Source organism: Actinocrispum wychmicini (assembly GCF_004345645.1).
Classification (GTDB): domain Bacteria; phylum Actinomycetota; class Actinomycetes; order Mycobacteriales; family Pseudonocardiaceae; genus Kibdelosporangium; species Kibdelosporangium wychmicini.
In genome coordinates, this window is sequence record NZ_SLWS01000010.1 from 153,543 (window position 1) to 168,356 (window position 14,814).

The 14,814-nt window shown below is 69.9% G+C and carries 14 protein-coding genes; 7 read left to right on the top strand and 7 right to left on the bottom strand.

Annotation, left to right across the window (positions count from 1 at the left end):
- Window positions 1-6: 6 nt before the first annotated feature.
- Window positions 7-1,098, bottom strand: a complete 1,092-nt coding sequence (locus EV192_RS38315) for an XRE family transcriptional regulator (protein ID WP_243727341.1) — start codon at window positions 1,096-1,098, stop codon at window positions 7-9.
- 262 nt (window positions 1,099-1,360) lie between these two features.
- Here EV192_RS38315 and EV192_RS38320 point away from each other — a divergent pair, with 262 nt between their 5' ends.
- Window positions 1,361-1,960: a hypothetical protein gene (locus tag EV192_RS38320; RefSeq protein WP_132123540.1), complete on the top strand. Its 600-nt coding sequence runs from the start codon at window positions 1,361-1,363 to the stop codon at window positions 1,958-1,960.
- On the opposite strand, the gene EV192_RS38325 is transcribed toward EV192_RS38320, so the two are convergent.
- Genes EV192_RS38325 through EV192_RS38335 form a run of 3 tightly spaced genes read right to left on the bottom strand, consistent with a single transcriptional unit; the run spans window position 1,950 to window position 4,599 of the window.
- Window positions 1,950-2,687, bottom strand: coding sequence for a thioesterase II family protein (locus EV192_RS38325; protein WP_132123541.1), 738 nt, complete (start codon window positions 2,685-2,687; stop codon window positions 1,950-1,952). The genes EV192_RS38320 and EV192_RS38325 overlap by 11 nt on opposite strands.
- Before the next feature lie 25 nt (window positions 2,688-2,712).
- Complete coding sequence (locus EV192_RS38330) at window positions 2,713-3,258, bottom strand: TetR/AcrR family transcriptional regulator (protein ID WP_132123542.1); 546 nt, start codon at window positions 3,256-3,258, stop codon at window positions 2,713-2,715.
- A gap of 48 nt (window positions 3,259-3,306) precedes the next feature.
- Window positions 3,307-4,599 (bottom strand): peptide ABC transporter substrate-binding protein, encoded by a 1,293-nt coding sequence (locus tag EV192_RS38335; RefSeq protein ID WP_132123543.1) that lies wholly within the window; start codon window positions 4,597-4,599, stop codon window positions 3,307-3,309.
- 53 nt (window positions 4,600-4,652) lie between these two features.
- On the opposite strand from EV192_RS38335, the gene EV192_RS38340 reads away from it, so the two are divergent.
- The 3 genes from EV192_RS38340 (at window position 4,653) to EV192_RS38350 (ending at window position 8,386) form a co-directional block, all read left to right on the top strand.
- A complete protein-coding gene (locus EV192_RS38340) occupies window positions 4,653-5,954 on the top strand; it encodes an LVIVD repeat-containing protein (protein ID WP_132123544.1) in 1,302 nt (433 codons plus the stop codon).
- Window positions 5,955-5,967: 13 nt separating this feature from the next.
- The gene (locus EV192_RS38345) at window positions 5,968-6,486 is read left to right on the top strand and encodes a metallophosphoesterase family protein (RefSeq protein ID WP_132123545.1); all 519 of its coding nucleotides are present in this window, start codon (window positions 5,968-5,970) and stop codon (window positions 6,484-6,486) included.
- A gap of 67 nt (window positions 6,487-6,553) precedes the next feature.
- A complete protein-coding gene (locus EV192_RS38350) occupies window positions 6,554-8,386 on the top strand; it encodes a SpoIIE family protein phosphatase (protein WP_132123546.1) in 1,833 nt (610 codons plus the stop codon).
- A 29-nt stretch (window positions 8,387-8,415) separates the two neighbouring features.
- Here the strand turns inward: EV192_RS38350 and EV192_RS38355 are convergent, their stop codons facing one another.
- Complete coding sequence (locus EV192_RS38355; protein WP_132123547.1) at window positions 8,416-8,880, bottom strand: NUDIX hydrolase; 465 nt, start codon at window positions 8,878-8,880, stop codon at window positions 8,416-8,418.
- A 93-nt stretch (window positions 8,881-8,973) separates the two neighbouring features.
- A complete protein-coding gene (locus EV192_RS38360) occupies window positions 8,974-10,470 on the bottom strand; it encodes a DUF7405 family protein (RefSeq protein WP_207926537.1) in 1,497 nt (498 codons plus the stop codon).
- 557 nt (window positions 10,471-11,027) lie between these two features.
- Between EV192_RS38360 and EV192_RS38365 the strand changes: the two genes are divergently transcribed.
- From EV192_RS38365 to EV192_RS38375, 3 genes are read left to right on the top strand one after another with little or no spacing between them, the layout of a single operon-like run.
- Entirely contained in the window at window positions 11,028-11,822 is a 795-nt protein-coding gene (locus EV192_RS38365) for a helix-turn-helix domain-containing protein (RefSeq protein ID WP_132123548.1), read from the top strand.
- Window positions 11,823-11,826: 4 nt separating this feature from the next.
- Window positions 11,827-12,180, top strand: a complete 354-nt coding sequence (locus tag EV192_RS38370; protein WP_132123549.1) for a VOC family protein — start codon at window positions 11,827-11,829, stop codon at window positions 12,178-12,180.
- 1 nt (window position 12,181) lies between these two features.
- Complete coding sequence (locus EV192_RS38375; protein ID WP_132123550.1) at window positions 12,182-12,673, top strand: methylated-DNA--[protein]-cysteine S-methyltransferase; 492 nt, start codon at window positions 12,182-12,184, stop codon at window positions 12,671-12,673.
- A 1-nt stretch (window position 12,674) separates the two neighbouring features.
- On the opposite strand, the gene EV192_RS38380 is transcribed toward EV192_RS38375, so the two are convergent.
- Window positions 12,675-14,669 carry an ATP-binding protein gene (locus EV192_RS38380; protein WP_132123551.1) on the bottom strand — a complete coding sequence of 665 codons (1,995 nt, stop codon included), beginning with the start codon at window positions 14,667-14,669 and terminating at the stop codon, window positions 12,675-12,677.
- Window positions 14,670-14,814 lie beyond the last annotated feature (145 nt).

The following is a 14,814-nucleotide window of genomic DNA, read 5'->3' on the forward strand; positions in this document are numbered from 1 at the left end:
CTGCTCCTAGGGCCACTCGTGGAGCCGGATCTCCGGCGCCGTCCAGTCCGGGGTGACGACCTGTCCCCGCACCACCAGGATGCGGCTGAGCACGCTGAACTCGTGCTCGGTCGCGAACCGCCGGCTGATGTAGGCGTCGTTGCGGTCACGGAACCTGATGTCGGTCAGCGCCCGCACGGCACCGAGCGTCCCCCGCCCGTACATGCCGTTGCAGATCGTCACAGTCCGCTTGGAGTTGAACGGATTGGGACCGCGGTAGAAGTGTGCGACGTCCTCGATCAGTTGCCCAGCCTCGTCCAATTGCGGCGTGAAGTACTTCACCGACCCGTTCTCGAGCACCTTGAACCCGTTGGGCTCCGGGTCGCCCTCGTCCCTGGCCTCCTGGCGGACCGGCAGTTCGACCCGGCCGGGCCGCAGCACGTCCCTGGTCACCAGGTTCCAGTCCACGCCGCCGAGCAGCACCAGGTGGGTGGTGTAGTCGTCGGGCAGCAGCTCCTCGGCGGTCTTGAACCGCACCTCGGTCGCCGGGTTGGTGGCGCGGAGATGGCCGTACAGCTCGATCAGCGCGTCCAGGTCGGCGTACGTGTACAGGGCGATGTAGTCCGGGCTGTCCGGGTCGGCGTAGGGGAACTTGTTGCGCAGTTCGGCCGGCAGCAGCGCGCAGACGACCGTGATCGTGCGCAGGTCCGGGAAGTGCCACAGCCCGCCGCCGGTCGGCTCGGCCGACATCGGCCGCGCGACGGGTTCCCGCACGGCCGCGTCCCGCAACTGAAGCAGCTCGCGCAACAGGTCCGTGCGGGTGCGCAGTTCGTCGTCGCTCAACGTGCTCAGCGGGAGCACCCGGTACGGCTCGGCGGCGACGGATTGGGCAGTCGCGAAGAAGGTCGCGTACGCGTGCAGTCGGCTGGCCGGCGGAACGGCCGGGTTCGTCGGGCTCTCCCACGACGAGATCAGGGGCGCGCTCAGTGCCTTGCGGCCGCCGAGCGCCTGGCCGAGTTGGTGCTGTGTGATGCCCTGGCCAGGCCAGTGCAACTCGCGCAGCGCACGGAGGCGGCGGGCGAGCGCTTGGCGCGGGTCCTCGGTCGGGTACACAGCCACTCAACCTTTCAGTGAACTTCAGTCAAGCTTAACGGAACGAGTGTAGCCGCCCATCACCTGGGTGGGCGACTCAAGATCTCGCCTGGTGGAACCACCTTCGAGTGTTGTGCGGCATGGGTTCAAGGATTACGCTGAAACCTGCCAAACTCAATCTAAGTTCACTGAAGTTTCTGAAATTGAAACTTAGTCAGCCCGACCAGAGGAAGGCACTCAGGGCGCGCAGCCAACGATCCGCACACGAATCCGTAAAGAGGGGGTCGTCATGAGTACAGCGATCCCGGTGCAACCCCGGCACCGGACCATCTTCGCGGTGGACATCGAGGGGTCGACCACCAGGACAAACTTCGAGCGGGCGATGTTCCGCAACGCCATGTACGACCTGCTCGAGGAAGCCCTGCTGCTCAGTGGCATCGAGGAGGGCCACCGCGACCTCATCGACCGGGGCGACGGCGTGCTCGTCCTGGTCCACCCGGTGGACGCCCTGCCGAAGACCAAGCTCCTGAACTCGGTCATCCCCACCCTGCACGACCTGCTCGTGCAGCTCGAGTCCGACCGGCCCGAGCACAGCTTCCGGCTGCGCGCGGCCATGCACGCGGGGGAGGTGCACTCCGACGAACGCGGCTGGTACGGCGAGGACCTGGACATCACGTTCCGGCTGCTGGACGCCCCCGAGGTGAAACGCAGGCTCAAGCAGACCAGTGCGCCACTGGTCCTGGTGGTGTCCCAGGACATCTACCGGTCGGTGATCCGGCACGGGTACGACGGCATCGACGACCGCACGTTCCAACCGGTCGTCCAGGTGCACATCGCCGGTCAGCGGCTGCGTGGATACGTCCAGGTGCCGGCGGCGCTCACCGCGTGAGGTGGGCCCGCATGTGGTCGAGCACGGCCGGGGCGTTGTCGTCGATGTAGAAGTGGTCGCCTGGGAAGACCTTCAGGTCGAAGGCGCCGGTGGTGTGCGCGCTCCACGCGCGGGCCTCGTCCACCGACACCTTCGGGTCCGCGTCCCCGCACAGGGCGTGGACCGGGCAGGACACGGTCCGGCCCGGAGCGGACCGGTAGGTCTCCGCGGCCGTGTAGTCGGCCCGGATGGCGGGCAGCACCAGCTGCAGGATCTCCGGGTCGTCCAGGAGTTGCGAGCCCGCGCCGCCGAGCTTCTTCACCTCGGCGATCAGGCCGGCGTCGTCGAGCAGGTGCACCCCGTCGTCGACGTTCAGGCTGGGCGCGCGCCGGCCGGACGCGAACAACGTGGTCGGCCCGACCCCCGCGGCCTCAAGGCGGGTCGCCACCTCGAAACCCACCGAGGCGCCCATGCTGTGCCCGAACAGGGCGATCGGCTTGTCCGACAGCGGCCGCAGCACCTCGAACAGCTCGTCGGCCAGTCCGGCGACGGTCCTGATGAACGGCTCGTGCCTGCGGTCCTGCCGTCCCGGGTACTGGATCGAGAGCACTTCGACGTCCGGGCCCAGTGCCTTGGCCACCGGCAGGTAGTAGCTGGCCGCGCCGCCCGCGTGCGGCAGGCAGACCAGCCGGGTCGGCGCTTGCGGTGCCGGGTTGAACCGGCGGATCCAGGCGTCGCTGGTGGTCATCGTGTCCCTTCCCCAGATGTCCCCACTATCGTGCCAGGTCCGCCAGCCGGTGTTCCAGGCCGTCAAGGCAGCGCTGGATCCCGTACGTGAAGATGTCGTCGTCGGCCAGCGCGATGTACTGGCAGGCCGTGGTCATCAGCACGGTGTGGGCGATCACGCTCTCGGTGCCGAAGCCGGCCTCCGCCAACAGGCTGACGCCGAGCTGGCCGGTGGCGGCCGCCGGTCCGGACCGGGCCAGGCGGTACGCGATCCCCGGGTACGCGCGCAGGACCTGCCTGTGGTTGTCCAGCATGGTGGCGAACCACTCGCGCCACGGCAGTGACTCCGGCGGTGTCGGGATCCGGCTCGTCACCCGCTCGATCACCTGGGCGACAACGGCCTCCCGGTCGCCGACATGGTGGTAGACGACCGCGGGCGACGCCTCGATCTCGGCCGCGAGTTGCCGCAGCGTCCAGTTCTCCAGCCCTACCCGGCCGGTCAGCCGGATCGCCGCGTCGACGATCCGCTCGGGCGTGACCGCCGGCAGGCCCGCGCCGTTACGTGACCGAGGCCGGTGCGGTAGCGCCATCATGCGTCCGACAGTAGCGGTTTCCGCTGATCCGGTTGGAGTATCGCGTCCTTACAGGGTTGTTGCGGCCAGATCGATTCCGTGCGCCGCGGTCACGATCACGTCCTTCACCCGAGGTCCCCACACCGCGTGCCCGTGCGCCGACCACAGCGGGGCGACCGGCAGGTCGCGCAGAATCTGGTTCTCGGCCAACCGGTACTGCTGGGCGCGTTCGGTGAAGTCGCCCGAAGTCGCCGCCGCGTCAAGGAACTGCTGCACCGCGGGCACCTTCAGCTGCTGCAACAGCTCGTACGGGCTGAGCGTCCGCAGCTGCACGGTCTGGATCGTGACCGTCGGCCCGGCCGCGATGTCCACCCCCAGCGCGGCGTGCACCTGGTCGGCCAGCGCCCGCGGCTCGCCGTCGAACCTGGCCGCGGTGAGACCTGCCTGTTCCCGCAACGACTTCGCCGCGGCGACGTCGTTGTTGCAGGCCCGGCACGCGCCGGACCGCTCGCCCGGCGCGATCGCCGGCGGGATCAGCGCGGTGGCCGGGTCGACCTGGTTGTCCATCGCGCCCGCGGCGAGTCCCTTGCGGTCGACCGACATCGAGATCGCGAACCGCGCGGCGGCCTCGGGCAGGTCGTCGCCGAACGCGAGGTAGCCGAGGGCCGGTTCGGCCCAGATCAGGTGGCTGTTGGCGAAGTCCGCGTGCATGGCGTCGTGTCGTGACCCGGGAACCTCGACCGTCATGTCCAACGTGCCGGCCTTGACCGCGTCGTAGGCCGCGGCCGGGTCGGTGTACACGCGCAGGTCGATCGCCGTCGGCTTGCCCGGCCGCTCGTGCAGCGGGACCAGCCGGCCGCCTTTGCCCGGCTGCCAAGGGGATGCCAACCGGTACGGGCCGTTGCCGACCATCGGGTCGTCGGCCCGGTACGGCAGGGCCAGCGGGGCGGCGAGATACGCCGGCACCTCGCTGAACGCCTGCGTGAGCACGATCTGCACGGTCTGCTCGTCCACCGCCGTGAGCTGCTTGACCGGCAGCCCGAGCCCTCGCTGCCAGGCGTCCACATAGGACTGCGCGGTGACCGGCCGGCCGTCGCTGTACGTGCCTGGACTGAGCTTCACCGTCCACGTGATCAGGTCGGTGGACGTCACCGACTGGGCCGCGCGCGGCGTGACCTTGCCGTTCGTCGGGTCGTAGTCGACCAACGGGGTGAACAGCAGCTCGGACAGCATCCGGTCGCCGGGGATCACCGGATTGGGGATGCCCACCGAGAGCACACCCGGTTCCGGCGCGGGCTTGTCGGTCGAACTGCAGGCGCTCGCCGCGAGTACGGCGGCGATCAGGACCATTCCGAGGCGCACAGAAGACGAAAGTACGTTGTCCGTGGTTGACAGGTAACTCTAGGGTGAGGTTCGTGCGTAAATGGCTGTCCACGGTCGCCGTGTCCACCGCCGTGCTGACCTTCGCGTCCACGTCCGCCATGGCCTGCGGAGAGGACGACATGCCGGGCGCGAAACCCGCCGCCCAGGCGAAGATCGCCGGTGCGCCCGACGCCGTCAAGAACGTCAAGCTGCTGGCCAACCTGCCTGAGGCCCAGGGCGCCATCTCGATCAGCTTCCTGCAGTACGGCTGGCGGGACGTGATGATGGTGTCCGGCCAGTTCGGGCTCAAGGCGTACGACCTGGCCAACCCGGCCAAGCCCAAACTCGTCGGCGAGCTGAACATCCCGGGCATGTGGGAGACCGAGAACACCGAGGTCGACCAGCACCGCAAGCTGGTGTTCCTGTCCCGCGACCCGAGGGCGTTCGGCGGCAACACGCACACCGGCGAGTCCGGCATCTACGTCGTGGACGCGCGCCGGCCCGAGAAGTTGTCGGTGCTCAGCTTCGTCGACGTCCCCGCCGGTCACACCACGAGCTGTATCAACGACTGCCAGTTCCTGTGGACCGGCGGCCCGGCCAAGGCCGACAACCAGCCCGCCGAGTGGGGCGGCCGGCCGATCTGGGTCACCGACGTGCGGGACCCCAAGCACCCCAAGGTGAACCCGAACCCGATCGAGCTGGCCCGCAACGACGGCAAGACCGACTACGTGCACGACGTCCAGGTCGACAGCCAGGGGGTCGCGTGGGCGTCCGGCCGGGGCGGTGTCCGCGGCTACTGGACCAACGGCGTGCACCGCGACCCGGTGACCGGCAAGTTCCGTCGGGCCACCGCGAACAACCCGGTGCCGTACGCCGGCGGCAAGATCTCCGAGCTGACCGCGCCGTCCACGTTCATGCACAACAGCTACCGCCCGCCCGGCACGAACCTGCTGTACATCACCGAGGAGAGCTTCAACGACGGCTGCGCCACCGACGGCGTGCTCGTGATCGCCTCGCTGAAGGGCTCGTTCAACGGCGAGGGCTGGCGCTCGACGCCGCAGCAGCCGTTCCGGCTCACCTCGGTCTCCAGCTGGGGGGTGGCCGGCCAGGAGGGCAGCGACCCGGCGTCGGACGACTGCTCCGCGCACTACTTCGACGTGAACGGGCACGTGCTGGTCCAGTCGTTCTACTCGCAGGGCACCCGGTTCCTGGACGTCAGCGACCCGACCAACCCGCGGCAGATCGCCTACTACCGGCCGGCGGACGCCAAGTCGTGGCAGCCGGTCTGGCACCGCGGCCTGGTGTACGTCGCCGACAACGTCCGTGGCGTGGACGTGCTCAAACTGGGCGCGTGAGTACAGTGCGGGTGTGCGCCTGCTGATCGTCGCGGACACCCACGTTCCCAAGCGCGCCAAGGACATGCCCGACCAGGTGTGGCGGGCGGTGGACGAGGCGGACGTGGTGCTGCACGCCGGCGACTGGGTGCACGTGGACCTGCTGGACGCGCTGGAGCGGCGAGCCCGGGTGATCGGCGTGTACGGCAACAACGACGGTCCCGACCTGCGCGCCCGGCTGCCCGAGGTGGCGCGGGTCGACCTGGCCGGCACGCGGTGGGCCATGGTGCACGAGACCGGCCCTGCCAAGGGCCGGGAGGAACGCTGCGCGCGGGCGTATCCGGACGTCGACGTGCTGGTGTTCGGCCACAGTCATATCCCCTGGGACACCACCGTGCCGGGCGGGCTCCGGCTGCTCAACCCCGGGTCGCCGACCGACCGCCGCCGCCAGCCGGCGTGCACCTATCTCACGGCCGACGTGGCCGACGGCATGGTCGTGGACGTCACCTTGCACACCCTGCCGGGCGCTGTCCCGCGGGCTTGTTTACGGTGAGCCGAGTTGGGGTACACCCGAGCCCGGGGGCGTACGTACCGCCTCGCTGCGAGGAGGCGATCCTCTAGTGGGACATCCGTTGGGGGGCGACCTGTCGGCCGCCGAGCTCGCCTTCGAGCACCTGCCGGCGCTGGTCTGGCTGGTCGAGGGAGCCGACCACGTGGTGGTCGCGGCGAACCGCGCGGCCAGGGCCAGCGTGGGCGGCCTCGACCTGCTGGGGATGCCGATCCGGTTGGCCGGTCCGGTCCTGCCGGGAACCCGTCTGCTGCACGTGCTCGACGAGGTGTACCACTCCGGCGAACCCGGGTCCATCGTGGAGCCGGACGCCCTGACGAGTGTCCGCCCGGTGACCAAGGACGACACGGTGACCGGTCTGGTCGTGCAGGTGATGGACATGTCCCAGCCCGCGCGGCGCACCGACCGCGAGGTCACCCTCGACCTGCAACGGGTGGTCCTGCCCGAGGGGCTGCCGGTGCTGCCGGAGGTCAGTATGGCCGCCGCGTACCTGCCGGCGGCCGCCGAGGACGCCGCGGGCGGCGACTGGTTCGAGGTCGTGCCCATGCCCGGCCGGCGGCTCGGTCTGGTCGTCGGCGACGTGGTCGGCAACGGCACCACCGCGTCCGCGGTGATGGGGCAGCTGCGGGCGATCACGACGTCACGGCTGTCGTTGGGCGACGAGCTGAGCGAGGTCATGGACGCCCTGGACGCGTTCGCCAGCACCGCGCCCGACGCCAGGGGGGCGACCGTGTGCGTGGCCGTTGTGGACCGGAACACGGGCCGGCTGGAGTACTGCACGCGCGGCCACCCACCGCCGGTGGTCGTCAGCGCGGGCGGTGACGCGCGGGTCCTGCCGCAGCCGAGCCTCCCGCCGCTGGCGTTCGGGGACGGCGACTTCATGGCCGCGGAGGAGACGCTGTGGCCGGGCGAGACCGTCGTGCTGTACTCCAACGGCATGGTCGAGCGGCCCAGCAAGACCATTGTGGACGGTATCGACACCCTGGTGGCCGCCGCGGGCGCGGCCGTGCGACGCAACGGGACCCACCCGCGCAACGCCGCCGACCGGGTCTGCCAGACCGCGGTCGACCTGGTCGACGGCGGCCGGTTCCTGCGCGACGACGCCAGCCTGCTCGCGGTGACCGTGCTGCTGCCGTCCGTGCAGCCGCTGGAGCTGGCGGCGCCCGCCAAGGCCGCCCAGCTCACCGAGGTGCGCCACCAGCTGGGCCAGTGGCTGATGTCGTTGCAGCTCACCGAGGACGACCTGGTCGCGGTCGAGCTGAGCGTGATCGAGGCGGTGACGAACAGCATCGAGCACGCCTACCCCGACGGCCGTGGCACCGTGCACGTCAAGGCGGCACTGGACGACCGGGGCCGGATCCGGATCACCGTGTCGGACACCGGGGTCTGGAAGCCGCCGGACGCCGAACCCGGCTTCCGTGGCCGTGGCCTGCTGATGATGCGGGAGTCCATGGACGAGATGCGATTGTCGACCACGTCGGTGGGGACCGAGGTGGAGATGGCCAAGATCGTCCGGCGGCCGGTCCGTGCCCACACCGGCCGGCTGGTCCCGCTGCGCGACGCCACCACGGTGCGGATCGAGACCACCTCGGAGCCCGGGACAGTGCACATCACCGTCGCCGGCTGGCTGGACACCACGACCGCGCCGCGGCTGCGCAGCGCGATCCTGGAGGCGGCCCGCGGCGGGCGGATGCCGATCACCTTGGTGCTCAACGAAGTCACGGTCCTCGGCAGCGCCGGCCTCCGGGTGCTGATCGAACAGGGCCGTCGGCTGGCGGACGCGGGACGTCCGCTGCGGGTCGTCGCCCGGCCCACCTCCCCGGCGGGCAACGTGCTGGCGATGAGCGGCGCGGACATGATCCTGGACGTGCGCCCACACGCCTAGGTCGTGTTTCAAGACACCTGAAACACGGCCTAGCTCCACGGGCCGTCCGGGTCCAGGGTCGCGAGTAACGACATCAGCTGTGGGGGTTGCAGGCGGTCGGGGAGGTCGGCGATCGCGGCCCAGGAGACCCAGGCGTAGTCGCGAAGGTTCACCTGTTCGTCCGGCAGCAGGCCGGACCGCACCGGTGCCGGCCGTTCGGTGTCGAGCCTGGCCAGGAAGAAATGCTCGGGGCCGACGAACCGCCTGTTGTTGAACCGGACGTCCCGGTCCACCGTCACCGACCGGTCGAGCACGGCCGATGACGGTAGCCCGGTCTCCTCGAACAACTCCCGCCGGGCCGTCTGCAACGGTGTCTCGCCGGCCTCGATCCCACCGCCGGGCGGCTCCCACAGGTGGGAGCCGTCGAACGGGTCACGCCAGCGCAGCAACAGGATGTTCGCTGACGTGTCCACACACACGATCCGGGAAGCGGGCCGGTACCGAGGCGTATCCACGGCACTGAATCTAGCGCCATCGCCGCTTGCACCCTGTCGGGTTTAGAGGCACGGGCTGAAGGCGGGCGTGGCGGTCGCCTTCAGCCCGGCCGATCAGGTGAGTTCGATCAACGGGAAGGAGCGGTGCCGGCGCGGCGGGATCAGGTAGTTCTGCCGCCGGGTCGTGGTGATGAACCGCTCCAGCCCGTGGTCTTCCTCGGGCAGGCTGAACTGTTGCAGCAGGTCCACCGACCCCTGGTTGCGGCGCAGGTCGGCGAAGAAGTCCGCGCTGGTGAAGAAGCCGGAGAACTCCAGCGTCGGCGTGTTGCGGCCGGTGGTCGTGTCCATGGTGTTGAAGCCGGGGCCGTCGATGCGCAGGTGGATCGGCCGTCCGTCGGACGTGCGGCCGGACCGGTGAAGCTGGGAGATGTGGCCGATCCGGTCGAACTGCTGCGCGCTCTGCTGGGCGTAGTTCGCGCCACGGAACACGTTCGGCAGGAACGCGCCGATGGTGCCGAGATTCGTCGGGCCGCCGCCGTTGCTGAACGGGTCGGCCTCGTTCTGGGCCACCTGCGGCGGGGACTCGAACATGTACTGCACCCGCTCCTCGAACGGTTCCCGGTGGTCGGCTTCCGGGTCGTCGGGCTCGTTGCCGTCGAGGAAGAACTGCTGCAGGTCGAGCAGTACGTGCGACAGGTGCTGCATGGATCCCCTGTCGAAGTAGCTGCCGGCCGTGGCGTTCGTCAGCTTGATCCCGTTGGCGCCGAGGAACGTCACCTCCGCGGGCGCGGAGCTGGCGTTGACCTGCTGGTCGGCGAAGCCCATCCACATCGGGGAGAACGGGTTCATGAAGTTCGTGAACGGCAACCCGTTGTTGCTCGCGATCTTGTGCGGGAGGCCTTCCTGGATGAAGTGGGACCGGCTGGACGTGGCCGTCATGCCCGCGTCGAACCGTGGCGACGCGACGGGATTGCCCTTCAGGACATTGCTGCCGGACAGCCACCGCACGACGTCGGCCACGAAGCTGGAGTCGTCGCCGCGGATGGTGAACAGGATGTCGTTGGTCTCGATCCGAACCGGGACGTTGAACTCCGCCCGGCGCAGCTCCATCACCCGGTTGCCGGGTGCGACATCGGTGGGGCCGGCCACGGCCGGCTTGAGCACCGGCTGGTTGCCCGACAGGGTGCGCGGCATGTTCGCGTTGACCACCGCCGCGGGCAGCCGGTTGAAGTACGTGTTGCTGTACGACACGTGCGTCATGACGCCGCCGGCCGAGTACGGGTAGTTGGCCTCGATCGTCCGCAGCGCGTTCTCCATCCTGCCCTGGTCCGCTTTGGACGGTCCGCGGGCCAGGCTGGCGGTCAGGAACGTGGTGTTCACCGGCGGCATGGCGACCGTGACGTTGTCGAACGTGCGAGCCGGCTGGGTGAACGCGCCGATGTCGAACTGGACGTCGGGGAAAGCGGTGGCAGTTGCGTCGGCGAGCGCTACCCGCTCCGGGATCCATGCCAGCTTCTCCAGCATGGACAACGTGCCGACAGCACCCGCGACGGCTCCACCGACCTTGAACAGCGATCGTCGGGACAGGGGTGAGCCTGAGTTCTGTGCCACGAGCACCTCCGCGCAGGGTTACGGGGTTCGCGCCCATTTGTGATCAAGGTAGGGCTAGGCCGACCGGGTGGCCATGACGAATAAGACCTAGGTGTGGGCTAATACACCTAGGGCCGGACGAACCAGAACCAAGTTCCTAACGGACGGCGGGGACTGCCCGCTTGGCCCGCGCCGGTCAGCGGTAGCCCACCCAGCCACATCGGTCAGAGTTGCCCGCCCGGCCGCGCCGGCCATGAGTCACCTGCTTGGCCACGCCACACCAGCCCCCGACCTGGCCCCCAACACCAGCCCGACTCGGCCGCGCGACACCAGCCCCGACTTGGCCGCCGACACCAGCACTGGCTTGGCCGGGCCGCACCAGCCCCTGCTTGGCCGCGCCGATCATTTACGCCGCGCAACACGCCCGACATCGCCCCAGGCACAGCGGCGGCCAGCTCAGAGCGAAGATGTCGGTCGCGTGGGGCGCGGTGGAAATGGTCGGCTGAAGGCGGCCAAGCCCGTCCGAGCGGAGCGAGGACAATCCAACACTGTCGGACCCTTCGGCTAGCGTGCGGAACATGTTGACGACCGAACTTCGAGCGGCCCGCCCGGGTTTTGACATCCGGGTGGTGACCTGCCGGGACGACCACGCGGGTTGGTCGCCGCCGGAGGTCCGGTCGGACTTCGGCGTGGTGTTGGCCCGCCGCGGCAGATTCGGCTGGCGGTCGCGCGGACAGCGGGTTGACGTGGACCCGACCGTGGGGTATGTCAGCGTCCCTGGATCGGCCGAGCAGTTCGCGCATCCGGCCGGCGGGGACGTGTGTACGGCGGTGTCGTTCGGCCCGGAGCTGTGGCGTTCGGGGGCGCCGGCCCGGCCCGCGATCTATGTGGACGCCCGGCTGGATCTGGCGCACCGGCGGCTGCTTCGGGCGGTTCGCGGGCAGGACGTGGACTTCGGGGTGGCCGAGGAGATGTTGCGATTACTGACGGTGGCGTCCCGGTCACCGGTGCTTCCGGTGGCGCGGGACCGTGTGCTCGTGGCGGACGCGCGGGAGGCGATCCTGAACTTCGACTCCGTCGCCGAGGGACTGCTGCCGCTGGCCGCGTCCCTAGGTGTCTCGCCGTACAGGTTGAGCCGGGCCTTCACGCGCTCGCTCGGGGTGTCGTTGACGCGGTACCGTAACCGGGTGCGAGTGGGGCGCGCGTTGGACCGGCTGGAGGCGGGGGAGCGGAACTTGGCTGTGCTCGCCGCCGACCTGGGTTTCGCCGACCAGGCGCACCTGACCCGAACGGTTCGGGAGCATGTCGGGGAAACGCCGCGGGCGCTGCTGCAAGAATCTTCAAGACCGCCGACGGCGGGCGGGCGAAGCTGATCTCATGACCAAGCTCACCGCTTTCGTGATCGACTGTGCCCGGCCGGCCGAACTGGCCGCGTTCTACCAGACCGCCACCGGCTGGTCGGTGCAGTCCACCGGGGACGACTACGCCGCGCTGACCAACGGCTCGGTCCAGCTGGCGTTCCAGCAGATCGACGGGTTCCAGGCGCCGCAGTGGCCGTCCGGCGCGAAACAGTCCCATGTGGACATCGAGGTGTCGGACGTGGCCGTGGCCGAGAAGGAGCTGCTCGCGCTCGGCGCGACCAAACCGGACTTCCAGCCGGGCGGTGGCGACTGGACCGTGCTCGCCGACCCGGAGGGGCACGTTTTCTGTTTGGTACCAGGAGGAGAGTGACATGCGGGCGGTGCTGGACACGCCGGTCGGCCGGTTGAGCGTGACCGAGACCGACGCCGGTCTCGCGGCCGTGGGCTGGACCGCGAAGCCGACCACACCGCCTGCCGACTCGCCCGCGGTGGCGCAGCTGCGGGAGTACTTCCGCGGCGAGCGCCACCGGTTCGACCTGGACATCGACTGGACGCACACAACCGGTCTGCAGCAGGAGATCCTGAAGACCCTGTACTCCACTGTGGACTATGGTGCGTCGGTCACGTATGGCGAGTTGGCCGCCCGCAGCGGGACCGGGGTGCCCGCCCGGGGGATCGGGTCGATCATGGGCGCCAACCCGATCCCGATCGTGGTGCCGTGCCACCGGGTGGTCGCCCACGACGGGCTGGGCGGGTACAGCGGCGGCACCGGCCGAGACCGCCTGGAGGTGAAACGCTGGCTGCTGACCATGGAAGGCGCGTTGCCGCCCACCCTGGACTGGAGCCCGGACGGCATCCAGTGAGCTATGTGGACAGTGCAAGGGCGTCGGTGACCTTTCGCAGCCAGTGCGGGTCGCCGACCAGGCCGGTGGCGCGGCGCATCGGCTGAGCCTCATGGTAGAGGCGTAATGCGCGCTTCTGTTGACCGCGCCGGGCGGCGACGATGGCCAGTCCCTCGATCGCGGTGGGCCGGTTGTGCGGGTACTTGGCGTCGGTGTGCAGGACTTCCCGGAACCTGTTCTCGGCCTCGTCGAGCCGGTCGTCGGCGATCGCGATCCCGCCGAGCACGTTCAACGCCTCGGCGGCCCGGCTGACCGCCCGGTGCTCCCGACAGGCCGCCAGGCTCTCCTCGGCGAGCACGCGCGCCCGCTCCTGGTCGCCGAGCAGCGAAAGCGACCACGCCAGGTGCACGAGGCAGGTCGCGGTGGCCATCGGGTCGCCCAGTTCACGGACCATCCGGACGCACTCGGTCCGGTTGGCCAACGCCGGCTCGAAGTCGCCGGCCATCTGCTGCACGCAGGCGAGCGTGCGGAGACAGTTCGTGATCAACGCCGGGTCGTCGAGCTCACGGGCGATGGCCAGGGCCTCTTCGGCGGCGTGCACACCTTCGGTGAAGTCGCCCTGGAATCCCGCGTACCAGCCAGCGCGGTCGATCGCCGCGCACCGGTCCCGAGGTGAGCCCTGCGGCTGGCTCAGCGCGTCGTGCAGCACTTTGCGGGCGTCGGCGAGGAATCCTTGGTTGGCGTCCGCGATGGACAACGCGGTCGCGAGCAGCACGTGCCGGTCGTCGTGCCGGGTGCTGGTCCAGTCGCACGCGATCCGCAGGCTGCCGGCCTGTTCCGCGGCCTGGACCCGGATGTTGCGCGGCACGGCCAGCGGCGCGGTCACGAACGGTTCGGCCAGGCCGGCGAGCCAGGACGTCAACGCCTCGAACGTGCTGTCCTCCTCGCCCGCCTCGGCGAGCCGCTGCCGGGCGTACAGGCGGATCGACTCCAGCAGCCGGAAGTCCGTGGTGGTGCCGACCGGGGTCAGCAGCGACTTGGCCCGCAGCCGGGACAGCATGTCCAGGGTGGTGACCGGGTCGAGGCCGTCCGCCGCGCAGACCGCGTTGGCGGCGTCCAGGTCGAAGGCGCCGACGAAGACCGACAGCCGCCGTAACACCCGTTGCTCGCTCGGCGCCAGCAGGTGGTAGCTCCAGTCGATCGCCTCCCGCAGGCTGCGCTGCCGGTTCGGGGTGGCCCGGCCGCCCAGCACGAGCAGGTCGAACCGGCTGTCCAGCCGGGCGCAGATCTCGCCGACAGTGAGCACCGGCACCCACCGTGCGGCCAGTTCGATCGCCAGCGGGATCCCGTCGAGCCGGGTGCACAGCGCGCCGACCGCGTGGATCTCGGCCGGCGGCAGCCGGAAGTCCGGGAGGATCTCCTTGGCCCGGTCGACGAACAGGCGGATCGAGTCGTACCGGCGCAGGCTGTTGACGCTGACGTCCCGGCCGGTGTCCGGGACCGCGAGCCCGTCCAGCCGCACGGTCACCTCGCCGGTGATCCGCAGCGCCTCTCGGCTGGTGGCCAGGATGCGCATGTCCGGACACCGCGACAGCACAGTGTCGGCCAGTTTCGCGCACGCTTCCAGCAGATGCTCGCAGTTGTCCAGAACCACCAGGACACGCATGGTCTTCAGGGTGGCGACGACCGTTTCCAAGATCGGCTCGTCGCTGTGTTCATTCAGTCCGGCGGCGGCCGCCACGGTCTGCACGAGCAATTGTTCGTCGGTGACGGATCCGAGTTCCACCAACAGAACCCGGTCGGTGTCGGCCCGTTCCACCCGGCCGGCCGCGGCGATCGCCAAGCGGGTCTTGCCGGCGCCCGCGCTGCCCATCACGGTCAGCAGCCGGTGTTTTCGCAACAGCCGCGCGACCTTGGCGAGCTCATGCTGGCGGCCGATGAAACTGTCCCGTTCGGCGGGCAGGTTGTGCACGATCCGGGCGGTCGGCCGTGCCGGTTTTGTCGCCGGCTGGGCCATTCTGCGCCGATACGCCCGTTGCCGGCACGCGTTCGAGCAATATGCGCGCACGGCCCCGTCCGGGAGCGCGTTCGCACACACCGCGCACCGGTCGACCACAGCATCCGAACGTAACAGGCCGGTTTTGCCGACACCAGCGTTACGG